The organism is Adhaeretor mobilis (assembly GCF_007741515.1).
In the GTDB taxonomy this organism is placed as follows: Bacteria; Planctomycetota; Planctomycetia; order Pirellulales; family Lacipirellulaceae; genus Adhaeretor; species Adhaeretor mobilis.
On sequence record NZ_CP036263.1, the window covers coordinates 3,485,304 to 3,509,419 of the forward strand.

Below are 24,116 nucleotides of genomic sequence, written 5' to 3' on the forward strand. Positions count from 1 at the left end.
GATAACCACTTACGTCACACCTAGCCCAATCCGCTGTATTCATCAGAGACGAAGGTTTCTCTTGCCGCATTTGTGTCGAAGTCGTTGAAATCGCTGGGCACATTCTTAGAGTCCTCAGCAACGCGTTTGTTTTCAAGACAAGCGAGCTGATGGAGGAAAGTTGGCATCCGCCTCGGTGCATATTTCGAGTGGCGTACGGCTCGCAACTCTCTTTTCGAAAGTTGACTAGCCTGTTGGCGGCGATTCCAGGAGTTGGCCTCCGCGTCGAGCCAAGTTGCGAGGGTAGTGATTTGAAAGAAATCAAGGATGAGTAGCTTCGCCTCTGTCATGAAATAAGCTCCCAAGGAGGGAAAGATATTGGTGCTGAGCCGAAAACGACTGGAAAGCATAATGATTAGCGACAACATCGTCGTGACAGTTTTGAAGATACAGCGCAACAAAGTGCGTATTGGTATCGATGCTCCAAAGAAAATCCCTGTTCTACACAGTGAGCTACAGAATCAGATCCTTAAATCACCAAGGGTAACTCCCGACGCAAGAGCCGAATTGAAGAATGGAGTGCAATCATGCACTTGATTGAAATGATGGCCTGTACCCCCAGATATGTCTTGATGGACGGAAATAGCCGAATCGGTCCCAAAGTGGCGCTATTAAATTCTGACTGCAGCTGCATCTCAATTTACGGATTCTCGGCTAAAAGTTTCTATGACAAGTTTTCTTTGCAGAGCGACCTGTCCTTAACACCCTATCCACTAGTCAAGGGCTATTTGCAGAACCAAGTTGATTCAGCAGGCGATAGCCTTATGCTCGTGGTCGTAGATGCAGCAGGGGTAGATGAGCCATTTCTAGACGCAGCAACAATGGAGGCTGTGTTGGAGGCGCAAGAAAACAAAGCGAGTCACGTAGCTGTGAATTATCGGCTGGCATTCGATCAGAAAACGAACGATTACACAGTGACAAAGTCGGTTCTGTGATTCGATAGACATATTAAATGACGAGAGTATGGATTTCGTAGCAATGCAATCTTAGGAGAGGGATCATGAGCATGAATTGGAATGGGATCAAAAATAACTGGAACGCTGTGAGTGACAAGATCAGGTGTACATGGGGCAAGCTTAGCGATGATGATCTGAGATCCATCGCTGGTCGACGTGATCAGCTTGCGATCATGCTCCAAAGACGCTATGGGTACGTAACAGCAGTTGCAGAGAACAAGGTCGACCAGTTCGTGCAGGAGTTAAACCGTTAGTTTGAAGCTTCACGTTTTGCTTGGCGACAGCGCAGGAATTTTGAGACGCTGCCTGAACTGCTAATCGTGTCCTCTACGCATAGAGTACTTCCCTTTGCCTGTAACGCTGATCTTAACTGATAAGGAGTTCGCATGTTACGCTTGGAAGGGATTTCCATTTCGCCTGGTTTCGCAAGTGGGACTGCCGTTGTCTATGACTATGAAGTTGGGCGACGGATTGAAGTGTTGCACTCCAATGTTTCGCCTGTGGATGTTGAATCTGAATGGAAACGACTCGATGATGCGTTGGAACGATCGCGGCAAGACTTGCAGCTGCTCGAGCAGACATCCTCAAAGCAGCCGAATCTAAGCAAATCGGTGGCGCTATTATCGGCCCATTCGGCGATGACGCACGAAATTGCCGAGCTGGTCAAGCAACACGTTGGCCGAGAGCTGGTCAATGCGGAAGAAGCGCTTGATTCGGTGATCTGCCATTGGGTGGAACGATTGCAACGGCTCGACAACGACTATCTGCGGCAGAGGGAGCAAGACGTCCGGGATGTGGGAAGAAGAATGACAAGGAATCTAGCAGGGACTCTGCCGTGGAGCAGAGGCCCCTTGCCACCCGGATCGATCATTGTCGCTCGAGAGCTTTTGCCGTCGGAAGCCATAGAGCTTGCGAATTGTGGCGTGGCGGCGATTATCACTGAACAGGGTGGGAGATACAGCCATACCGCCATCCTCGCTAGGTCATTAGATATTCCCGCTGTAACAAGCATTCTCCACGCGACTTCTGAAATTCATCCTGGAATGAAATTGCTCGTAGATGGCCAGAGTGGAAATGTAACGCTATCGCCATCCGAGTCCGACGAAGAATCTTTTGCAGAGCGAAAACAATACTACGAAATGCTGGTCGCGTCGCTGGTCGCCAAAGAGGATACGCCGTGTACAACTCAGGACGGCATAGAACTCTCGCTACTGGCCAACATCGGAGTCCCCGAGGAGGTTGAAGCCGTGGCGAAACACGGTTTTGCTGGGGTCGGGCTATTTCGAACAGAGTTTCTCTTTCTCGAATCACTTGAGCGACCTAGCGTACAAACACAGGTCGAAATGTTTGAGAAGATGGCGAAGGGTCTCGATGGTCAACCATTGGTAATTCGCACTTTCGATCTCGGTGGTGACAAACTGCCGCCGTTTCTTCTGAAGGAGGAGTCGGAGACGCATCGGAAGCTTCATTTGCGGGGCTTGCGCTTCTCACTTGCCGAGCGAGTCCTCCTGGAAGAGCAACTACACGCCATTTTACAGGTCGCTCAAACGTCGGACGTACACGTCTTGTTTCCCATGGTGATCGGCGGCGATGACTTGTCGCAAGCCATTGCCGTAGTCGACCGTGTCATCAAGAAGTTTGGCTTCCTGCGTACTCCTCCGATCGGGGCAATGATTGAAACGCCGGCGGCACTCTATGCCCTAGACGAGATTCTCGATCTTGCGGACTTTGTAGCCCTCGGCACGAATGATCTCACCCAATACATGCTAGCCACGGATCGGGAATTGGAAGCAGGCAAGAACGATTGCACTGCTATGCACCCGGCTGTCCTTAGAGCAATCAAGCAGGTCGTCTTGGCAGCAGAAAAGCATCAGTGTCCCATCTGCGTATGCGGTGAAGAGGCGGGAGACGCTGACTTCGCGTGCTTGCTTGTAGGACTGGGCATCCGCGAACTAAGTCTCAGCCTAGGACGAGGTGTCGTTATCCGTAAAGCTCTGCACGGGATCAATTCGCAGGAAGCGAGAGAGACCGCAGACCAGGCTCTTCGCTGCCAAAACCCGATAGAAGTACGCAAACTGCTTGCGGTTCTGGGTACCAGTGTGGCTGAGTCGACTCCCTCTTTCCTGGCCCCCCCCTACTAATCAAGATGCACAATAACAAGAAACCCGAACCACTGAATCCTTGTCCGAGGCCAGGAAAGTGTCCTATCTGTGGATTTTCGACGTATTCATTGTCCGGTATTCATCCACAGTGTGCCGTCTCACAGGCGGATGAACCGCGACGCCTACGATTGGTTGCTGAAAGAAAGGCGAGAATCGATCTGGTAAAGAGGGACGTCGGGAGGACGGAAATCACAACAGGCACTCAACCCGAATGATTGGACGATGTAGCGATGTTACTCTTCCCGTTCCCTCGTAAGAAATCCACAAATGGCCTATTCCAACCTACGTAAAATCGCTTTTGTTGGTGACTACCCTCCCCGCAAATGCGGCATCGCCACGTTTACCCACGATCTTCGCAGCGCGGTGGCACAATATGCCCCGTCCGAATGTATCGTCGTTCCTGTTGATGACTTGGCTGAGAGCTACGATTACCCGTCCGAGGTGCGTTTCCAGATCGCTGAACAAGACCTGGACTCCTACCGACGTGCGGCTGACTTCATCAATTGCAGCGATGTCGACGTGGTTTCATTGCAACATGAGTTCGGCATCTACGGGGGACCCGCCGGAGGCCACATTCTGACGTTCTTACGTGACTTGCGATGTCCGGTAGTAACAACTCTTCACACCGTATTACCCGAACCGAGCGTTGATCAGCGACGTGTGATGGACCAACTGGTGGAGCTTTCAACTCGGCTGGTCGTGATGACCCAACGCAGCAAGTCCATGCTTGAAGAAGTCTACAAAGTTCCGGAACACAAGATCGATCACATTGTGCATGGCATTCCAGATCGTCCCTTCGCTGATCCCAATTACTATAAAGACCAGTTTGGTGTCGAAGGTAAGTACGTGGGGCTAACTTTTGGTTTACTCTCGCCCAATAAGGGCATCGAAACCGTCCTGCAGGCTTTGCCTGAGGTCGTTAAGGAAGTGCCGAATTTTGTGTATCTCATCCTGGGAGCAACCCATCCTAGCTTGGTGCGGTCTGAAGGTGAAACTTATCGCATCCGTCTAGAGCGGATGGCCAAAGAGTTGGGAATTCAGAAGCACGTCAGCTTCTACAACCGCTTTGTGGAATTACGCGAGTTGACCGACTTCATTGGTGCTGCCGACTTGTACATCACACCCTACTTGAACGCCGCCCAGGCTGTCTCTGGGACACTGGCCTACTCCTTTGGTTGCGGGCAAGCAGTGATATCAACGCCCTATTGGCACGCCGAGGAATTGCTGGCCGACGACCGTGGCGTCCTTGTTCCATTTGCTGATTCCCCGGCGCTCGCTCGGGAGATGGTTGCACTGCTGGGTGACGATCAGCGCCGTCACGCCATGCGAAAGCGAGCCTATCTCCTCGGGCGAGAGATGGTCTGGAGTCATGTTGCCGGTTTGTACCTCAAATCCTTCGAGGCCGCGCGGCGCAATCGCAGCCACTTACCAAAACCGCTGGCAGTTCGAACTTTGGAAGAGCAGCAGCTGATCATGCCGCGTTTGAATCTCGACCACCTGATGCGAATGACCGATTCGACGGGCATCCAGCAACATGCTTGTTATTCGATTCCAAACCATCAAGAAGGCTACTGTACCGATGACAATGCCAGGGCATTAATACTGACAGTGCTGCTAGAAGAACTGGGGAAGGATTCACGAGAAGTACATCATGCCGCGTCGACGTACGCTGCCTTCCTCAACTATGGGTTTGATCCAGAGACTGGACGTTTTCGCAACTTCATGAGTTACGACCGGCAATGGTTGGAACGGGACGGTTCGGACGATTCGCAAGGTCGGTCGATCTGGGCTCTGGGTACCTGCATCGGTCGATCACATCGGCGTAGTCTTCAGTCCTGGGCGGTTCAATTGTTCGAAAAGGCGTTGCCTACCTGCGCTGAGACAACTTCCCCGCGCACTTGGGCCTATATACTGATTGGTATCCACGAATACTTACGTCGATTTAACGGCGACCGACTCGTCAATCAAGTACGTGAGGTGCTGACTGACAAACTGATTGCATTGTATGAAAACACGGCAACGGAGGATTGGCCCTGGTTCGAGGACGTAGCATCTTACAACAATGCCAGGATTTCGCAGGCTTTGATTCTCAGCGGACGTTGGAGTTGCAACGAGCGAGCCACTCAAATCGGGCTTCGATCATTGCGGTGGTTGGCAGAACAGCAATTGTCACCGTCGGGTCGATTTCGCCCAATCGGGTGCAATGGCTTTTCCCGCCGAGGTGAGCTGGCTGCCGAGTATGACCAACAGCCTATCGAAGCGCATGCAATGGTGTCTGCTGCGATTGAAGCGTTCGCGGCTACCGATGATCCTTTTTGGTGCGAACAGGCGCATCTTGCATTCGACTGGTTCCTTGGTCGCAACGATCTTGGGCAATCCTTATACGACACCGGCACCGGCGGCTGCCACGATGGTCTGCAAGAGAATCGCGTCAACGAGAACCAAGGTGCCGAATCAACCTTAGCGTTCTTGCTTTCCTTGGCGGAGATGGAACTACTTGAGAGCTCCTTCGCTGCATTCAAGTCGAAGCCTACTGTGGCAAGAATTGCCCACGCGAAGCCGGAGACCCCGAGACTTACGCATGCAGATGGAACTTACTAAGGCCAAAATGTCAAACAACGTCATCAATCTCAAACGAACCGGCACGGTACTCAAACCGGACCAGTCACGCGTTCTATTACGACCGTTTAGTCCTGGAGATTCACAGCGAACCAATAGGATCATCACCCGGATAATGGCTCTCCCCGAAGAACAGGTTGGCCATCTACTGGATGAAGTTACCGCCGAATTCTCTCAGCGACACCGGGAAATCCGCCGCATGTTTCTGGAGCGTTTCGAACAGGTCCGGCAAGAGCATGATCCGAAAGGAGGCCTATCCGAAGAAAGAAGACTTTTGATCGGCTCCTACTTCCTCGCCGAATATACTCTCGAATCTGCCGCGCTTTTTAATCCCTCGATCGTGATGCACCCGGACCAAGCCGGTTTGCCGCCAGGAGCCCTGCGGTTCACACTCAGCCTGCGTGCAACGGGAGAAGGCCATATCTCTTCGATCACCTTTCGCACCGGCATCATACACTCAAATAATCAGATCGAAGTACTGGACGCTGCTGGCTACCTCTCGGAGCCGCGTCAAATACCTAACCCCGCCTATGAAAAGGGCTTGTTCACACGGAAACTTCGAGAGCTTGGATTCAAGAGTGAATTCACAGGCCGGGTCATCGATAAACTGGGTGATTCGTTCGACATGCAAGAACTTCGAGCCGCCCTCGATGCAGAATTGGATCAAGAACGTCATTCGCAAGGCGTTTTGCAAGAGGACCAGAACACTGCGCACGGGATCTGGATGCTGGCTCAGTCCAACTACGAAGTCCAATTTCAGCCCGAACAACAGCTTTCCGAGCGCATCCTGTTTCCGGCAACTCCCTCGCAGAGCAACGGCATCGAAGATGCAAGGTTTGTCCGCTTTCAGAATGATGACGGCAGCTACATCTACTACGCCACTTTCACGGCCTTCGATGGCAATGTAGTCATGCCCGAGTTGGTGGAAACCGTTGATTTCCTTCGTTTTCGCTTCACTACTCTAAACGGACCCGCTGCGCAAAACAAAGGCATGGCCATGTTTCCCCGAAAAATTGACGGGCACTATGCGATGCTTGCGCGGCAGGACAACGAGAGCATCTATCTCAGCTACTCCGATAACGTCCATTTCTGGAATGAACGACAAGTGCTGCTGAGGCCGACCTTCTCTTGGGAGCTGATTCAAATCGGGAACTGTGGGTCACCCATTGAAACCGATGCTGGCTGGCTGGTGCTAAGTCACGGTGTCGGCCCACTACGCAAATACTGCATCGGTGCGTTCCTGTTGGACCGCGACGATCCGAGCAAGGTTATTGGACGCCTGCGCGCACCCCTAATTCAGCCCAACGAGAACGAGCGAGAAGGCTACGTACCGAACGTTGTCTACACGTGCGGAGCACTGCTACACAAAAGCGAACTCATCATCCCGTATGGATTGGCTGACCATGCCACAGGTTTTGCAACAGTTCCCGTTGAGGACGTTTTGGCAGCGATGGAGTGAGCGAAGGTTTGCGCACCATGACGAAAAAGAAAAAACGAATCGCAGTACTCTCACCAGTAGCTTGGCGGACTCCTCCGCGCCGATACGGTGCTTGGGAGACCGTCGCCAGCAATATCACAGAAGGCCTCGTCGCCCGTGGTTGGGATGTGACGCTTTTCGCAACAGGGGATTCCCTAACTAGCGCTAACCTGCATGCAGTTGTGGACAGGGGATACGAAGAGGATTCGACGGTCGACCCTAAGGTGGCCGAATACCTTCACATCTCCGAAGTATTTGAACGAGCTGCTGATTTTGACCTAATCCATAGTCACTACGACTTTATGGCATTGACCTATACGCGACTGATCAGCACGCCTGTGCTGACCACGATCCACGGGTTTTCCTCTCCTCAAATCATGCAGGTGTATCAGAAATATCGCGACGGTTACTTTGTTTCCATCAGCGACTCGGATCGAGCGCCAGGGCTGAATTACCTGGCAACTGTCTACAATGGTATTGATCTCACGCTGTACCCGCTGCAGTCAGCGTACGGCGACGACTTAATTTTTCTTGGCCGGATTCACCCCGACAAAGGTGTTCATCAGGCGATCGAGGTTGCTCGTCAAAGCGGTTTACCGCTTCTAATTGCGGGCATTATTCAGGATAAGACCTACTTCAGAAAGCAGGTGGAACCGTATCTTGATGGTCGGCAAATCCGTTACATCGGACCGGTGGACGTATCAGGCAAAAATAAATTGTTTGCCAGTGCGCGAGCACTGCTACATTTGAACACGATCCCAGAACGATTTGGGCTTGTTCTGGCAGAGGCGAATGCCGCTGGCGTCCCCGTGGTCGCGATGGACCTGGGCTCCTGCCGTGAAGTGATCGAAGACGGGCGGACTGGCTTTCTGGTAAACAACGTGAATGAAGCCGTGCAGGCCCTGCAAAAGCTTTCCGAAATAGACCGCGTTGACTGCCGCAAGCACGTCCAACGACGGTTCTCTCTCGACACGATGGTCGATGCGTATGAACGAGTCTATGGCAAGATCTTTGACCACGAAAGGAAGAAGCGATCATGAGATGCAAAATCGTCAAGCGATATTTAAAGAACCCAATCCGCACTAAATCTGCTATCCCCAAACCCAGTGAAAACAGTTCACTACACGGCAAAACGTTTTCTATTGCTCTGTAGAATACTTACCTCAGATAATCATGATGTTGTGTGTGATCGAACGCAGCCTTATCTTTTGATTTTGGAGTTTCGTTCCACGGGTTCACAGTGCTGATCCGAGCAGTCGTTAGATCATACTGTTCACTGTTTCAACTTGCCAACGTTGTCCATACTTCTTGTCGTCGAAGAGGACAGCCATTAGCTTTCGCCACATTGTCCGTGGTAGCTTCTTGGTACGCCTGCCACGCTTGGGAGGAATGACCTTCTTCATGCCGAGCTTCTCTCGAAGGCCTTGTCGCCTGATTCCACTGAACGAGCGGCATTCCGAGTTGTGTGAATCGGTTGAGGATTTGGCAGCGTAGCCTTGCTTCGATTTGCTGATGGCACAACTTGCGACTGGTGAGCTTACCGCCGAAGATCGCTTTCAAGCGATACATGGTCGTCTCGACCAAGCTCCGCGTGTGTTAACCGGCCTGCACCTTCCAAGACCGGCGACTCGTCCGCTTGATCTCCCGAGTCGCTTCATCACGTGCAAACGAGGCTCCGAAGAATTTCCGTGCTGTTTAATCACGGCATTCTTCTGCGGAGGAATTACCGGCTCGGTTGCTTCCCACTCCAAACGGTCATAGACCTTCGGTTGATCGTAGGCCCCATCGCCGTAGAAATTGACGATCGGCTCTTCCACTTGAGCAAGTAAGCCGTCGACTTGGTCGCCATCGTGCTGGTCGTTCTCGGTGAGAAGTTCCGCAAGGATCTCTCCCGTTTCAGGATCGATCCCCACGTGCAGCTTGCGCCACGTGCGACGCTTGCTCACGCCATGCTTGCGTGCTTTCCACTCTCCCTCTCCGTAGACTTTCAGACCTGTGCTATCGACCACGATGTCCCGTGGACCTTTCGTAGGCTTCACCGACAGAGAAATCTCCATCTTGGCGGCCCGCTTTTGCAGGCTCGTGTAGTCAGGGATCTTTACCTGAGCGTCCATCAACTTCACCAGTGAACGACCGAAGCCTTCGGTCTGACGGTAGGTCAGCCCAAAGACTTCTCGCAACGAGAGTAGGCAGCGAATTGCTGCGTCGCTGTAGATGTAGGGTTGGCCGACTTTGGTTTCGAGATTCTCGTGTTCCCAGCCGATGAGCACATCTTCTTCCAGCCAGAGCGTCACGTCGCCTCGCCTGACGAGCGCTTCGTTATACTCGTTCCAGTTCTTGACTTCGTAAGCTTTGCCCTCAGTCCTGGATTTCGCACGTTTGGCCATCGATCGCTCCGCGATTGAGAGAAGAAAGTCCGTTCAACACACTTCTACGCTGCGAAGGGAAGAATCGTTAGACAAGGCCGGTATCTGCGGTAAAAAACACCAAAGTCATGAATTCTTGCTGCCCTCTCGAATTATCTTGAGGGATTAGTTCTTCAAGTGGACACTTACCCAGTAAGGAGCGTGTAATTTGGAACTCGACGAAGCTATTGTGCGATTTCGGGGCCCGTTGGTCGGGCTTGTTGCTTCGTGGGGTGTCCCATTTCATGATGCCGTAGAAATTGCTGAAGACAGCTTTGCAGACGCACATATTAACCGTGACGCTTGTCGGGGCGATCTCAAGGAACCATCGGTTTATGGCCGATGGCTACGGGGTGTTGCTCGAAACCATTTTCGGAACTGGTTGCGGAGTCATAAGCGGAGGGATCGACGTGTTGTTTACGTCGAACCATCAACGCTGGAAGACGTTGAAGCACCCCTTGGTACTGAAGACGATATTCGGGTTGGGCGACTCCGTGAGGCGATTGATCACCTACCTGAAAAACAGCGATGTGTCGTACTCATGCACTATCTGGAAGAAACAAGTGTGAGAGATGTGGCAATGTTGCTGTCGGTTACGCCCAAGGCGGTCGAAGGTCGATTGTACCAAGCCCGCAAATCGCTTGCTCGAATGCTCTCGGTTGTCTCCCAAGATTCCGATCAGGAGGCTTCTTAGTCATGAGCTCTACCGATCCCAACAGACTAGTCTCGGAATCTGAAATTCAGAACGCATTACGAATCCATCGTCCAGATGGAACAGAGTTCAAGATTGCAGTGCATCAACGCCTTGAGGACTTGTGTGAGGAAGCAATCACGAAGAGAGATCCCAGACTACAACAGAAATCGCTCGACTGGCTTAGCACTGCAGCCGCATTCATCCCGTTTCCATTGTTAGCCAAGGGAGCGGGTGGTGTATTGGGTAAGGGAGTCGGAGCAAACGGGCCTTGGGCAGCGAAGTTCATTGGCTGGCTAGCATCTGGACCGCTGATACTCTTTTTGTCGGCAGGTGGTTTCGTGCTGGGATTTCAACGGATCCGTTCCGCTCAGCGGCGTTCATCAACAGCCGAGCCTAGTGATCCAGCTACCCTTCGTCATTCAATGTCCGTGTGGTGGAACGCCTATGGAGCAATTCACATCGCGATCTGCGTTGCTGCAACCGTACTGATGTGGCTGGGTTACACAATTCCTCTGCTTATTGTGTTTATTTTCTACGGTGCGGCTATTGTTGTATTGGTGACCAAACTTGGAAAAGAAGGATTTATCGACCGTGCGACCCTTGCCGCAGGAATAGCCTCGGCGTTAATGCTATTTGGACAGCTAGTCTCAGTAATCGCTCAACTCAGCCGCGGGACGTTCTTGCTGGATCAGTCGCTTGCTTCCGCAATCATGTGCCTTGGAGCATGCATTATTGCATTATGCGGCGTCTTGGTAGTCAGGCATCCTCTTCAACGAATCACGGCTGTCTTCTCTGCGATTCCACTGCTTTTACTTGCCGCATTGTATGGGTCGTCGACTTTGTTTCCGATCACGCCGCGAGACGTTCAGGAGTATGTCGAGTCAACTGAAGTCGATCGCTTTGGGTCGGCGACTTGGCAACAATGGGCGATCGCTGCGGGATGGCTGCGAGACACAAAGCAACCTTTTGATCCAACCAGGCCCCTAGAGTTGTTTGAGAAAGAGTTGATAGGTAAGCAGAATCCCTACGTGATGACTTCAGCATTTCGAGGTGGGTTGGTCGACCTTGCAGCCGCCAAGAAACTCGTCCCGCATGAGAAACCTCGTGAATCGTTAGTGCACCCCCGTTTGCGTGGTACGAGGCTGCTCAGCATTAAGCAGAAAGCGGCTGAAGTCTTAGCTTTGGAGCAACTTGGCCACCTTACTTTAGAAGATCGTGTTGTTCTAGCCGACCGACTGATCACTACGATCAATCATGCCGTTGAGGATGATCACGGAAACCTCGTTGATGTGCTGATCGCAACGCAGTTACTCAGTGCAATCGGACACTTAGACGCCACATTTCAGGTTCGCAAATCCGTCAGAGGAATGATTGTTAAGTTCCAGCGTCTTGACCGACAAAAGCTAAGTTTGCGAGCTGGTGGATTCAGCAGATACCGTACTACCGACTTTGGTGATGAATTTGCGACTGCAGTTGCTGTGGAGCTGATGCAAACCTATGGGGTGCCTGACGAGGTCGATGCCCTTGCTTTACGCAGCTTCCTAAGGCCAAAAGCGACTGATTGGCTCAATCGACACGGAGCAATTCTCCGTGTAGTTGCCTTTTGGCGATTTGATAGCTTGCCTGATACTCCAAGACTCACTTTGTGGGATTATCTGCAATGCGAGCACGTGATTGGCATGGCTTTCCTTGCCGTCTTATTGTCTTTCACGGCAGTTCTCGGCTTCCAATCTCAACAAACTTTGGCCGGGGCATCAGAGGTCGAGCTAAAGGGTATGTAGAAAGAAGCGATCAGATCGGGCTAGCGTGCAAAATTACACGAATGTGGGCGGCACCCTCACTAGCGTTGTTGTCGATGTTGAGGTAGCCCTGCGTGGTGAAGGTGTTGAGCGCCTGCCACTGGTTCTGGGCGTAGGTGATCGCCTTGGCCATTGGGCCGCGGGGCAGCACTACGTCTTGCTCGGCATCAAGCCATGACTTGATGCGATCGAGAACCGGCACGCTCCGCTCTTGACGAAGCTGTCGTCGTGCAGCATCATCGGCATCCTTCGCTTCGCGTTCGACGGCGTACAACTGGCCAGCGAGCGCCAGCATCTGCGTGGCTCGCTCTTCATCTGAGTCTTGAGCATCGTAAAACTTTCGCCGCGCATGCGCCCAGCAAGCGACTTCCGTCACGTTCTGCGAATGAAAACTTCCGTCGTAACCGCCGTAGGCGTCCGCTTGCAAGTAACCTTCGTAATCGGCAAGCCACTTGGCGGGGCCATCGCGGGATCTGCTGGGCGTGTAGTCGTAAACAGTGTACGGGTTGGCTTCGTCACCCAAAGATGTGATCGTCTCGGTCGGGGGTGCGACAATTAAATCCATTGCCGAGTTCCGAGACGCTATGGCAGATCAGGATTTGAAAAAAGGAATCCGTTTGCAGGTCTCACGCAACGGTTTCAGAAGATTCGTGTTTATCCGAGATGATTAGCGACAGATCGATATGCCAATCCCTGAAATAGCGTCGCCTGGCTGAGGTCCCGCAGCAGTGTCTCCATCAACAATTCTCACCACACTGTTGCGGCCCGCCAGGAATCATGCACGGCGCGAGACTGGTATAGTCCAGCGCAGTGCTTCATCATTTTTAGATTTTTCGCATTCCGCCGGTTCCTCAGACATCCTCTTCAAGCGGAACGTCAAGAGCAGGGCAATCGCATCTAAATGACCGAATACATCGATCTCTGCGTAGAAGTCATTTCAGCGGTTGGGTCGGAATCTAACCGCCGATAGCATTTCTAGCACGGAGGTCGACGTATGGCGATTACAAAATCCCCTGTCATTCTTACACACTTCGAGGAACTTACCGATCCTCGCATGGAACGGACCAAGCGACATCGGCTCAGCGACATCGTGGCTATCGCCTTGTGCGGCGCAATCTGTGGAGCCGACTCGTGGGCCGATGTCGAGCGATTTGGCAATGAGAAGATCGACTGGTTCCGCACCTGGTTGCCTCTGGAGCATGGCATTCCCTCGCACGACACGTTGGGTCGCGTATTCTCGCTGCTGGACACCAAAGAATTCTACCACTGCCTAGCGAACTGGGTTGCCAGCCTGCAACTCGATCTGCAAGGCCAGACCGTGGCTATCGACGGCAAGACACTTCGCCGGTCTTTCGACCAAGCGTCCGGCACAGGAGCCTTGCACCTGGTCAACGCGTGGGCCAGTGATCTTCATCTCTCGCTCGGACAACTCGCGACGGAGCAAAAGTCCAACGAAATCACTGCCGTACCACGGCTTTTGGAGATACTGGCCATCGAAGGAGCAGTCATCACGCTCGACGCGATGCATTGCCAGAAGCAAACTGCTGAGAAGATTCGCCTAGCGGGTGCTGATTACGTTTTGCAAGTGAAAGGCAATCAAAAAAAGATGCATGAGCAACTGCTCCAGTTGTTCATTGACTACGGCGATCAGGATTATCGTGGCGTGCGTCGGCATGTCACGGTGGAGAAGAATCACGGCCGCGATGAGCGTCGCGAGTATTACGTCGCTCCCGCGCCCCCAAAACTGTCTGAGCAGTGGCGTGACCTTCGCTCGGTTGGCATGGTTTTTCGCTATCGTAAATCGGGAGAGAAGCTGAGTGAAGAGACTTCCTTTTTCATCAGCAGCCTGCCCCCCAAGGTCAGGTCCCTAGCAGGACATGTTCGTAACCATTGGAGCGTGGAGAACTCACTGCATTGGTCGCTGGATGTAACTTTCCCAGAAGATCAAAGCCGTCTTCGGAAAGGCAACGGCCAAGAAATCGCTGCCGGAATGCGTCGCTTGGCGCTCTCCATTCTCAAGCGAGACACTACGCTCAAAGAAAGCCTGCGCGGTAAACGACTCCGCGCAGGTTGGAATAACCAAACACTGCAAGCCATTCTCACGAGTATTCAAGCGTAATTAGATGCGATTGCCCTGACGTCAAGAGTGCTGCCATTGGTGAGACCTTTTCACTGCGTAGCGTACTGAGCACTGCAAAGATTGCCGATCAAGCTCAAGCAGCTTCTCGATCGAGATGGCAACTCTGTCAGCCTAGCGAAACGAATAGCCGCACAGCGTGGTGCAGCCATTGCCTTATAGATAGCCGCATATTTGGAGCAGTCTTGTCGCACCTTCGCAATCTGCCGCCCCTATGTCCTGTAGCAAACGTCCAGGCAAGAAAACCTTGCACTACATTTCCGGTCGATCAGGAAGCAGTCATGGTCAAGGGTTTTTGGTTTGACTGCGAGTCTAGTTATCCGAAACTGCGGTGGATGGCATTCACTGCAGCCATGTATGCGAAGACTGTTCTTATGGAGCATTCGATCTGACCAATACGGTGGTTTACACCTACCTAGCTGCACAACACGTATGTTACTGTGAATCAAAGGCTTGTGGGAAATCCAAGCCGGTTTGGGTCACACAACTAATCAACGACCGGACCCCAAGCTACGTTGGCTCAATACTTCGTTCAGATCGCCTGAACGGCAACCAATGAACTAGCTAACCTTTTACTTTTTTTCACCGTATTGACCGATCGGTCTAAACACCGTATACTTCATGGAAGAAGACACAAGCAGTGCGAGAAACACCTATGCCGTGGGAAAAATCATTTAAAGAGTCAGTCGTGATTGAACAGGCAATGGAAGTCTTTTGGGAGAAGGGATACGCTGCGACATCGATCTCTGACATAACGGACGCGACAGGAATCAAGCGTGGCAGCCTTTACAACGCTTTTGAGGGAAAGCACGATCTTTTCGTGCGCGGGCTGCTGAAATACGGCTATGATCGAAGGACGAGTAATTTACGAATGCTGGAAACAGTGGATGATCCGCGCGAAGCGATCACGATGTTCTTCAACTCGCTCGTAAAGGCCACGCTGGACGATCCCGACAAGAAGGGGTGCTTGCTGTTCAATACCGCGCTCGAGTATTCATCACATGATGACGACGTCAAACAACTCGTAACAGATGGGATCAAAGAGATCGTCACCTTTTTTGAAGGACGAATCCGTTGCGGCAAGGAGCTTGGCGTCATTCCCGACTCGGTTGACACTCGCCCCACAGCAAAGGCTCTCGTGGCCCTCGTAGTTGGAATTCGTGTGCTGGGTCGCGGAGCGTTCGGAAGAACCGCGTTGCGACAAGTCGCACAGCAGGCAATTGATATGATTTCTTAGGCTATCGAGGGGATCGAAGAGGAATTTGAAATTCTCGGTAAGGATTTCCGTAAAGCAACGTCAGAGTCCAGAGGAGCGCAGCTCCTTGTTTTTTGCCCAATATTGACCGATTAGTCAAAACAAAGGAAAAGGAAATCGATTATGAAACCGCTGTTGATCGTACTGAATTCGATTTCAGGTCTCGTCCTCCTCAGGTTCACCGTTTCAAAGTTTGCAGCATGGCCAGTCTCCGTCGCAGCTTTTGTTGATATGGCAAAACCACTTGGTATAGATCCAACATTTTTCAGAATCAGTACAGGCTTCGTTATCGGTTACGCCGCCATATCTTTCTTTGTGAACGCACTAATCCTGCTTATGAAGAAAGAGGGAAGCGAAAAATTCAACCTTCTGTTCACTTTCAATAGCCTCTACGCGACTGGCGCGATGACTGGTGCGATTTTCTCGGAGTTTTTTCTGCGATCGAACCCTAAGTGGCAACTGGTCTACATCGCGATCACAATCGTGGTGATTGCGGCAGTCAACCTTCTATCCCGCTACAGCAAGATTTCACAAGTTCTAAAAGTACGGGCCGTGATGTGAGCTTGATGGTTTGAAACTCTGCTTAACACCAATGCGTCAATGAATGAAGATCATCGAAAATGCCGTCGCTCTGTGCACCCTCAATGTGAAACAGAACACTACACCCCACAAGGACAACAAATGAGCACCAGGAAAATTTCACTCGACATTACTATTCTCGCTGGCGCGGTCAGTGTATTCATCGGATGCACAGGCCCTCCGAATAATCAAGACGAACGTTCCGACTCAAGACAATCAAGAGAAGTACCTATACTTGCCAAACAGCTCGAAGAAAAAGCGGCCACAAGTGCAGCGCGAATACCGGAAGATGTTCGTCAGACGTACGCGCAGGGAATTGAGACGGTCCGAGCGACAGGCATAGAAAAATCAGCTAAGCAGGTTGGCGATGCGGCAATTGATGCCGAACTGCTTGGCTGGGACGGGAAGCGAGTCAAACTCAGTGAACTTTGGCAGGAGGGACCGATTGTTCTAATGTGGTATCGAGGAGGTTGGTGTCCCTATTGCAACATTCAACTTCGTGCTATGCAGCAGAGCATGGACAAGCTCGAACATGCCGGAGCAAGGTTGGTTGTGCTAACTCCAGAGTTGCCCGAGAAGGCCAAGGAAACGGCCGAGGCAAATGATCTGGATATCGTGGCATTGCACGACAAAGACAACACAGTTGCGCAAAAGTATGGGCTCGTATTTAAACTTCCTGAAGCGATCATTCCAGCATACCGCGATAGACTTAAACTGCCTGAATACAATGGCAACGATGTAATGGAATTACCACTTGCAGCAACATACGTCATTGATAAGTCGGGCAAGATTATCTACGCGTTCCTCGATGCGGACTACAAGAAACGAGCCGAGCCGATCGACGTCATCAAAGCAGTCGAAGCGAGTGCGCAAGAGTAGTCATGGGCAGCGCTACTTGTGATCTTTGCACTGGTTCACAAACGTTCTATCAATTCCTTATTCCTGAGCACTCAAGAATGGCTGAGGAGTAACCATCTGAGACTATCTTCAGAATGAATCTGGAAGGACAAGTTATGCCCAATCACCGAACAGCAATTGTCACTGGTGGATCGGGAGGAATCGGCAGCGAGATTTGCAAGCGATTGGCTCGTGACCGATATCGGGTGGTCGTTCACTACTTGAACGACCATGAGGCCGCAGAAACCGTTGTCCGAGAAATTACTGATTGCGGTGGCGTTGCGTCGGCGCGTTGTGCAGACATTACTGAGGAAGATGCTATTAAACACATGTTTGACTCCGTGTTATCCGATTTCGGCAGCTTGGATGTCCTCGTGGCAAACGCAGGCATCGGCGGCAGCTGTCCGATTGAGCAAGTCGATTTAAGCGATTTCAAAAGACTAGTCTCCGTCAATTTAGTCGGCACATTCCTGACCCTTCGCGGAGCGGCACGACGACTGAGCGACTGTGGACGGCTGATCTTTATCTCATCGCAGCTGGCCGAACGCCCTCGTATGGGAACTGGCACCTATTCGGCGACGAAGGCGGGAATCGACGCAATGCTTGTTTCGATGTCGCACGAACTAGGGGCAAGAGGAATCACCGTTAACAGTGTCCGCCCCGGAGCCACCGAGCCTGGCATGTTCGCCGGGAGTACTGAAGAACGGAAGGAGTTGTTTCGCAACCTTTCTCCGTTCAAGCGTCTCGGACATCCCAATGATATAGCCGCGGTCGTTTCGTTTCTGGCCAGCGATGACGCGGCCTGGGTTACCGGACAACACATTCGTGCGGATGGTGGTGCGTCGAATTGATCTGTACTGTGACACAGTGCCGATCCTGAAGTACACCACCTATGCCGATACTCTCGGTATTCTTTCACGCCGCTTTTTCGATGCTGTTTCTACTAGGTGTGGATTGACTTCTGCTAATAATTAGTCCCTCTATTCAAGAGAGACTCTGGCTTCATTTGCCGTTAACCGTTTTCAGGTCTTTGGCAAGCGTCAAATTTTCATTCGGCAATGTGTCCTGCCAGAAAACCTTGCATTACATTTCTGGTCGATCAGGGATGACGTAGGTCGATGCATCGACCCAAACATAAATTCAGAAAAGTAGATTTCAGTGTATAGAACTAGTTATGCATTGCTCTTTTACAAGTCGCTCCAGTCGTCACGAAGACGCTTCAGTGGCCGACACTCTATTCATCGAAGCCCTCTGTAGCTCAGGTTTCATTCGACTTCTGCTGATTCTCGTACTGCATTTCCACAATATCTTGCACGACTAATCTGGAAGCGCGTGGGGCGGGGGGATTCCCAGTTGACGGGAAACGGCTGGGGGTATGTGCTACAGGGTTGACTGCGCGTCTCGCTATCCGAAACTGCGTAGGTGAAATTCAGCGCAGCCCCGAACGACAATTTCCTCGTGCGTAGGTTGATGCCACTTCGCCCAGTTGTCTGGTCCCTGACTAGAACCAAGCGTGTCCCACCCAGGCAGTTTGTGAATTGCCGTGCGAGCCGTCAGTCATCGACACCGCAGGCTCGAAAGCGCCTCGACTTGAAAGTGGCTATTGAGTTAATTTCTCACTAACAGGTGAGGCCGCCGTACGTGCCTTTACTTCACTTCCTCAAGCTTGGGTTGCTTCCAAGAGCCATCAAGCGCGGTTTGTTTTGGCCAGTACAGGCGCATGTACGCGGCAAACGGTCCCTTTGGCGCAGGCAACCAGTTCGATTCCTTGTCCTTGCCGGGCGATTCGTTCTGGATGTAGATGGTGAGGCCGCCATCCGCGTCCTTGTTCATCTGCGGCAGCATTGGTGAGTTGATGAGGTAGCGGTTGATCGGGTTAGCCACCAACAAGCTCTGCGGCAAGTCATACATCGTCAGCGACCAGAACGCATTCACTGGCGGGTATTCGCCTGCTGCAAAGTGCAACGTATATTTGTTGGCACCGCTTAGTGGATTGCCTGCACTGTCCAAGCGATAGACAGGATACATCGCCTCCTCTTTGGCGTTGCCGTAGATGCCGATGGTCCCGATCCAGCGGTTCAAATAGTTGTCCTTCAGGAACTCGCGAGAGCCGAAGACATCACCGGAGGTGATCTTTCCCTCGTCCAACTCCTCTACACCACCGGCAAATGCCTGCCAGGCGTCGGCGCGACCCTGCTCGATGGCGGTCTTCATTTCCGGCGAGAGCTTGGTGGGGTCGAAGGTCTTGCCACCCTCGATGCCGATCTTGGCAAAGCGTTCCCGCAGGTCAACCTCGCTTGGCACCGTCGGGCTGTAGGTCAGCACGAAGTTCATGATGTTGAAGAACTCCAGTGAAGTCTTCTGTTCTTCCTTGGCCAGTGGCTTGATGAAATCCACGGCCGGTGCGGCTGGTGGCGGGGTTGTTCCCAGGAACTCGGACAGCGGCTGCATCTTGTATTGTGCCTGAATCTTCTTGACGCTGTCGATGTCGGCCGGGTTGAACAACTGCGTGCGAATCACGACAACGCCGAAGTCCGTATCGGAGACGTAGACCTTCTTGATGCCCTTGGGTGTCACGCCCTTCCAGCCCGGCCCGACCAGCATGAAACTGCCAGCATCGTTGCCAGTCGTTCTCGACCCTGCGTAGCCAACAATAAATGTATAGGCATCCCAAATCTCAACGTCGTAGTACCTCTCCTTCTCGATCGCCGGCACGGAAATCACGATCGGCTCGGCACGCAGGTCCAGCCCCGCCCAGGAATACGGCGTGTCCGAGTTGGGCGTCTGTACCGAAGTATCGGCCGGCGTGAACACACTGTGAATATTTTTGAGATGGTTCCACGGCGCCTTGAAATTGGGATTCTTCTCGTCCACGTAGTAGGCGTACTGGACACGGTAGTTGTCCACTAATGGGTAGCCGTAGATGTACGCTTCCTTAGCGATGGCGCGCATCTCGGCGAGCGTGGGCGCATCCTGTTCGGCATGGGCAGTGGTCTCGTATCCAGTGAGCAGGGTGACGGCACCGCTAAGTGCAAGCGTTGCGTTGAGTAATTTTCGTTTCATTGTTGTACCTTTCTTATGTGTAGTTATTTCACCAGTTCGAACTCGCCCGGCTTCCAGGACTTGTCGAACCAGCTCTTCTCGGGTCCATACAAGCGCAACAGCACACCCCAGCCCCCGCCGGGAACAGTCTGGACCCAAATTATTTTCATGTCCTTTGGGCACCGTCGGGCCGAACCACACATCCACAGAGCCGTCGGCATTGATGACGATGTCTTTGTCTTTGCTGCCTAGGCTTGGGAACTGCTGGTCGGTCTGTAGCATCGAGCGGGTCTGGTTATCATACACGACGAAGGACCAGAAATCCTTGGCCGGGATGTTCGGTGGCAGTTCGATCTTGTAGGTCTTGGCACCTTCCAGTGGCCTGCCTTCGGAGTCGGTGCTTGCGAATACGTACTTCGAGCCGATGCCCACCATTTCGAACGCCATCGCCGAGGTGATGCCGGTATAGTTGTAATGGAACAGGTCGCGTGCCGCGAGGTTGCGCACGCCCGGATGCGAGAGAAACTGGTAGCTGCCGCCGACAAAAGTGAAGAACCAAGCGCTGCCCGGATGAAGATATGCGTCCCTAATCCAGGGCTTGAACGCGATAGTGCGCGCGGTGGCATTGCCCACAGCCACGGCTTCGGAGAGTGTCTGCTTGAGTTTTTCATCGGGGTTGAAGGGTTTGCCCTTCTCGATGCCGATGGCGGCAAGCATGCCGAGGATTTCCGGGCTATAGGCGTCGTTCGGTTCCGACTGGACGATCTCCTTGATGTCCTCGAAGAAGCTGAAGTCGTTGCCGCCAATGGTATTGAAATACTTGCCGGAGACATCTATGTACTTCATCGGCGGCGGGGTCTTGGCGTCCGCCAGCGGGTAGACCTTGGCGAACTTTTTGGTGTTTTCGACCGCGGTCGCGGTGCTGCCGTCCTTGATGAAGCCACGCCAGAAATACAGATTTTGGTACGTGGCGGAGCGCAGCACGAAGTAACCCGCCGGCACCTCGTCCTTGTAGCCGGGCGGCAGCAGCAGGTATTTACCGCCCTTGCCTTGGTCTGGTCCCGCGTTGCCGATATCCCCGACGTAACGGAACCAGTGGTCGTTGACGATGCCCAGGATATTGGGTGGCGACTCAATCACCAGTGGGCCTTCCTTCAGGTCCAGCCACATCATGCTGTAGATGCTTTCGGTGCTGGCCGTGAGGAACAGTGACCTGGAGTCCATCAGTTGCTCTATGATCAATACCGTCTGGTTGTCTCCACCCTGGCTCTTGATGCCTCTGCCAGCCGCGTGGACCGACGCACCCGGCAAGGCGTAGAGGAAGGCCTCTACGCCGTGCATGAAATCCAGATGCTCATAGACCTTCTCGGCGGTGCGGTCGGTCGGATTGCCCTGGGGAAACTCGAGGGTGCCAAGCCGGGTTTCGATCTTGGCGGGCGTCGTGATCGACTCCGGGATCGGGGTCCTCATTTTCATTGTAGGCGAATCTTGGGCAGAGGTCGCCGAGCAGTTGCCAAGGCTAATCAGTAACTACCGGTAGAGCCGGTAGTATGAGGAAGGCCCCTAAGAGGGGGGCCCTGTTAGTTAGGGATTAATCGAGGTCAAACAATCCACGCTCGCCGTCACGCTCGTGTTTCTCCTGGTTCTGGATGTACTCCTTGATCATCACTTCATCCAGCCCCTCCGTGCTCACGCAGTAACCGCGTGACCAAAACGAACGTCCGTACAAGCTGTCTTTCACTTTCTCAAGGTCACGATTGATCCGAATCGCACTCTTGCCCTTCAAGAATCCCACTGTATTGGAAATGCGAAACTTCGGTGGAACGCTCAGCAGAAGGTGGACATGGTCAGGCATCGCTTTGCCCTCCACCAGTTCCACTTCCTTCTGCTGACAAAGCTGGCGGAGAATCTTCCCAATCTCTACCCGCAAAGTACCGTAAGCTTGCGTCTCCTATACTTTGGTACAATCCCAAGATGATACGTGCAGTCCCACTCTACATGGGATTGGCTGCGCCAGCCCTTTATTACGGATCCTTCTGCCCCCCCAGGGGCCTTACTCGGAAGGATCCGTTTTTATACTCCGGGAAGGGTGGAGCCTATTGGATACGCACCAGCAATGCTGGTGGTTTACGGAAATGAATTACTGTCCTATTAATTTTCCGGTCGAAGTAGGACGACCTAGGTCGATCTATCTACCCAAACGCAACAGAAGAGAATTGCGTATCACTCTGCAAGACAAGTCGTCTTTTTGCGATTCGGCAAGTTACTTAAGTTGTCGCCTAACAGCTTCGGAGGCCGACACTCTATCCAATCGAGCTATAGGGGCCCGGGCTGCATCTGTTTCTAGCCGAATTCTATTCGTGGTGTTTTAGGACTCCAGAGGGGAAGGTGACTGACGAAAGGCCAATGCCCATTGCGACTGTTCTACCAAGCGACTTCCAGCCCACTAGCTATGCCTCGTCCAGTTTATCGTTCTTGTCCCATCCCTTCCGAGTCCTTTTCTGAGGGTTATTTCAGCTATGAGGCCAACTGGTCGACTTCGTGCAGACGTTTCGGCTTCATCGTTGCCGATTGTCAACGGCAACCTAGGTTTGTAGTAGTTTTGCCGCACTCTATTAGTGCCGGTTCGCGCCCGTTATGACCTGATACAAGTTCTGAGGGATGGATTCAACTTCATGAGTATCACCGCCAATCCGCCGGCCCACCCAATATCTGGGAATGATCAAGGAAGCTTACTTGCGAACTTGCTTACTGAGGATGCCTATCGTCCTGCCGTACCACGTTCGTTGGAAGAGACCGGCGTAAGCCCCGTGGTTATTGAAACGCTGATTGTCAAGTTTATTCTACAGGTTGGCTCTGCCTCGGGCCGCGACGTGGCGAAGCAAATTTGTTTGCCTTTCAATTTGTTGGAAGACGTGCTGTTAGCCATGCGTTCGCGGCAGATTCTTTGTCACAGCGGGCAGGCAACTCTCGGTGACTACTTCTATACACTCACTGAGCAAGGGGGCGAGCGGGCACGCATGGCTATGAAAGCCTGTGCCTATGTAGGCCCCGCACCTGTGCCATTGGAAGACTACTTACTGTCTGTGGATGCACAAACCATTCGAGCCGAAGCCGCTAAGAGGCATCAGCTGGAGGAAGCGTTCAGCGACATCTCTGTCGAACAAGAGATGTTGGAACTGCTAGGCCCCGCAATTAACTCTGGTGCAGGCCTATTCCTCTATGGTGCGCCGGGCAACGGCAAGACGACCGTAGCTAAACGGATCACTAAGTGCTTTGGTCAGCATATCTGGATTCCTCGCACAATCACTGAGGATGGTCAATTCATCAAGTACTACGATGCTTCCTTCCACGAAGCGATTAGTGGTGACGAGGCGAGCATCCTGAAAACTTCCAACGTGGACAACCGTTGGATCAAAATTCGTCGGCCGACGGTTGTTGTCGGCGGTGAATTGACGATGGACGCTCTGGAAATTCGCCATGATCCGAATACCAATGTGAGCGAAGCTTCGTTGCAATTAAAAAGCAATTGCGGTTGCCTGTTGATCGACGACTTTGGTCGCCAACGCGTGAACCCAACTGAACTACTCAATCGCTGGATTGTGCCCTTAGAGAATCGCCACGATTTCCTCACGCTTGCTACCGGCAAGAAGATTCAAGTGCCCTTCGAGCAGTTGATCATCTTCTCGACCAACCTTGAGCCCCAGGACTTAGCGGACGACGCCTTCCTTCGGCGGATTCCCTACAAGATTGAAGTGGGGGATCCCTCACTCGAGGAATTCCGCAAGCTGTTCGAATTGTTCTGCAAGAAACTACAGTGCGAGTACCACCCCGAGGCAGTCGACTACTTAGTACAAACCCATTACCGGCCACACAACCGGCCGCTACGGCGTTGCCAGCCACGGGACTTACTCATGCAGATTCGCAACTACTGCGTTTACAACGACAATCCCATGCAACTGCGGCCCGAAGTAATCGATCGCGTCGTGCGTAGTTACTTTACCGCTGTTGTAGGCGGCTGATGATGTCTGCACTCAAAAGCAAAAAAACAGAGT

Annotated in this window: 20 protein-coding genes and 1 pseudogene; 15 read left to right on the top strand and 6 right to left on the bottom strand. The window is 52.5% G+C overall.

The features are described 5' to 3' along the window. Nucleotides 1-20: 20 nt before the first annotated feature. A complete protein-coding gene (locus tag HG15A2_RS13790) occupies nucleotides 21-407 on the bottom strand; it encodes a hypothetical protein (protein ID WP_145060784.1) in 387 nt (128 codons plus the stop codon). Between HG15A2_RS13790 and HG15A2_RS13795 the strand changes: the two genes are divergently transcribed. The 7 genes from HG15A2_RS13795 to HG15A2_RS13825 all read left to right on the top strand — a co-directional run bounded on the left by HG15A2_RS13795 (nucleotide 391) and on the right by HG15A2_RS13825 (nucleotide 8,293). Beyond that, nucleotides 391-576, top strand: coding sequence for a carbon storage regulator (locus HG15A2_RS13795; RefSeq protein WP_315851200.1), 186 nt, complete (start codon nucleotides 391-393; stop codon nucleotides 574-576). The two genes, HG15A2_RS13790 and HG15A2_RS13795, sit on opposite strands and share 17 nt — an antisense overlap. Then, nucleotides 567-974: a hypothetical protein gene (locus tag HG15A2_RS13800; RefSeq protein ID WP_145060785.1), complete on the top strand. Its 408-nt coding sequence runs from the start codon at nucleotides 567-569 to the stop codon at nucleotides 972-974. The genes HG15A2_RS13795 and HG15A2_RS13800 overlap by 10 nt, the downstream gene beginning before the upstream one ends. Before the next feature lie 65 nt (nucleotides 975-1,039). Beyond that, the gene (locus HG15A2_RS13805) at nucleotides 1,040-1,249 is read left to right on the top strand and encodes a CsbD family protein (protein WP_218931961.1); all 210 of its coding nucleotides are present in this window, start codon (nucleotides 1,040-1,042) and stop codon (nucleotides 1,247-1,249) included. 132 nt (nucleotides 1,250-1,381) lie between these two features. Continuing rightward, a complete protein-coding gene (ptsP, locus tag HG15A2_RS13810) occupies nucleotides 1,382-3,136 on the top strand; it encodes a phosphoenolpyruvate--protein phosphotransferase (protein ID WP_145060786.1) in 1,755 nt (584 codons plus the stop codon). 288 nt (nucleotides 3,137-3,424) lie between these two features. After that, on the top strand, nucleotides 3,425-5,758 hold the full coding sequence (locus tag HG15A2_RS13815) for a glycosyltransferase family 4 protein (protein WP_145060787.1): 2,334 nt from the start codon (nucleotides 3,425-3,427) through the stop codon (nucleotides 5,756-5,758). Between the two features lie 7 nt (nucleotides 5,759-5,765). Further along, nucleotides 5,766-7,235, top strand: a complete 1,470-nt coding sequence (locus HG15A2_RS13820) for a glycoside hydrolase family 130 protein (RefSeq protein ID WP_246117735.1) — start codon at nucleotides 5,766-5,768, stop codon at nucleotides 7,233-7,235. 17 nt (nucleotides 7,236-7,252) lie between these two features. Next, nucleotides 7,253-8,293: a glycosyltransferase family 4 protein gene (locus tag HG15A2_RS13825; protein WP_145060788.1), complete on the top strand. Its 1,041-nt coding sequence runs from the start codon at nucleotides 7,253-7,255 to the stop codon at nucleotides 8,291-8,293. Between the two features lie 241 nt (nucleotides 8,294-8,534). Here HG15A2_RS13825 and HG15A2_RS13830 read toward each other — a convergent pair whose 3' ends face one another. Then, complete coding sequence (locus HG15A2_RS13830) at nucleotides 8,535-8,822, bottom strand: hypothetical protein (protein ID WP_145060789.1); 288 nt, start codon at nucleotides 8,820-8,822, stop codon at nucleotides 8,535-8,537. Next, entirely contained in the window at nucleotides 8,810-9,640 is an 831-nt protein-coding gene (locus tag HG15A2_RS13835; RefSeq protein ID WP_145060790.1) for an IS5 family transposase, read from the bottom strand. Before HG15A2_RS13835 ends, HG15A2_RS13830 begins: the two co-directional genes overlap by 13 nt. 187 nt (nucleotides 9,641-9,827) lie before the next feature. Between HG15A2_RS13835 and HG15A2_RS24105 the strand changes: the two genes are divergently transcribed. Together HG15A2_RS24105 and HG15A2_RS13840 are read left to right on the top strand one after the other, a co-directional pair. Further along, the gene (locus HG15A2_RS24105; protein ID WP_218931962.1) at nucleotides 9,828-10,352 is read left to right on the top strand and encodes an RNA polymerase sigma factor; all 525 of its coding nucleotides are present in this window, start codon (nucleotides 9,828-9,830) and stop codon (nucleotides 10,350-10,352) included. A gap of 2 nt (nucleotides 10,353-10,354) precedes the next feature. Continuing rightward, nucleotides 10,355-12,133 carry a hypothetical protein gene (locus HG15A2_RS13840; protein ID WP_218931963.1) on the top strand — a complete coding sequence of 593 codons (1,779 nt, stop codon included), beginning with the start codon at nucleotides 10,355-10,357 and terminating at the stop codon, nucleotides 12,131-12,133. Between the two features lie 10 nt (nucleotides 12,134-12,143). Here HG15A2_RS13840 and HG15A2_RS13845 read toward each other — a convergent pair whose 3' ends face one another. Further along, nucleotides 12,144-12,716: an IS66 family transposase gene (locus HG15A2_RS13845; RefSeq protein WP_145060791.1), complete on the bottom strand. Its 573-nt coding sequence runs from the start codon at nucleotides 12,714-12,716 to the stop codon at nucleotides 12,144-12,146. Nucleotides 12,717-13,145: 429 nt separating this feature from the next. Here HG15A2_RS13845 and HG15A2_RS13850 point away from each other — a divergent pair, with 429 nt between their 5' ends. The 5 genes from HG15A2_RS13850 (at nucleotide 13,146) to HG15A2_RS13870 (ending at nucleotide 17,870) form a co-directional block, all read left to right on the top strand. Then, on the top strand, nucleotides 13,146-14,270 hold the full coding sequence (locus HG15A2_RS13850; RefSeq protein ID WP_145060792.1) for an ISAs1 family transposase: 1,125 nt from the start codon (nucleotides 13,146-13,148) through the stop codon (nucleotides 14,268-14,270). A gap of 673 nt (nucleotides 14,271-14,943) precedes the next feature. Next, complete coding sequence (locus HG15A2_RS13855; RefSeq protein ID WP_145060793.1) at nucleotides 14,944-15,525, top strand: TetR/AcrR family transcriptional regulator; 582 nt, start codon at nucleotides 14,944-14,946, stop codon at nucleotides 15,523-15,525. A gap of 141 nt (nucleotides 15,526-15,666) precedes the next feature. Beyond that, nucleotides 15,667-16,104, top strand: a complete 438-nt coding sequence (locus tag HG15A2_RS13860; RefSeq protein ID WP_145060794.1) for a hypothetical protein — start codon at nucleotides 15,667-15,669, stop codon at nucleotides 16,102-16,104. Nucleotides 16,105-16,224: 120 nt separating this feature from the next. After that, entirely contained in the window at nucleotides 16,225-17,001 is a 777-nt protein-coding gene (locus HG15A2_RS13865; protein ID WP_145060795.1) for a peroxiredoxin-like family protein, read from the top strand. Between the two features lie 134 nt (nucleotides 17,002-17,135). Continuing rightward, nucleotides 17,136-17,870: an SDR family oxidoreductase gene (locus HG15A2_RS13870; protein WP_145060796.1), complete on the top strand. Its 735-nt coding sequence runs from the start codon at nucleotides 17,136-17,138 to the stop codon at nucleotides 17,868-17,870. A 796-nt stretch (nucleotides 17,871-18,666) separates the two neighbouring features. On the opposite strand, the gene HG15A2_RS24110 is transcribed toward HG15A2_RS13870, so the two are convergent. Both HG15A2_RS24110 and tnpA read right to left on the bottom strand, forming a co-directional pair. Then, the gene (locus HG15A2_RS24110; protein WP_218931964.1) at nucleotides 18,667-21,537 is read right to left on the bottom strand and encodes a DUF1254 domain-containing protein; all 2,871 of its coding nucleotides are present in this window, start codon (nucleotides 21,535-21,537) and stop codon (nucleotides 18,667-18,669) included. A 115-nt stretch (nucleotides 21,538-21,652) separates the two neighbouring features. Continuing rightward, nucleotides 21,653-22,086: pseudogene (tnpA, locus tag HG15A2_RS13885) on the bottom strand (IS200/IS605 family transposase). 650 nt (nucleotides 22,087-22,736) lie between these two features. Between tnpA and HG15A2_RS13890 the strand changes: the two are divergent. Beyond that, nucleotides 22,737-24,083: an ATP-binding protein gene (locus HG15A2_RS13890; protein ID WP_145060798.1), complete on the top strand. Its 1,347-nt coding sequence runs from the start codon at nucleotides 22,737-22,739 to the stop codon at nucleotides 24,081-24,083. Nucleotides 24,084-24,116 lie beyond the last annotated feature (33 nt).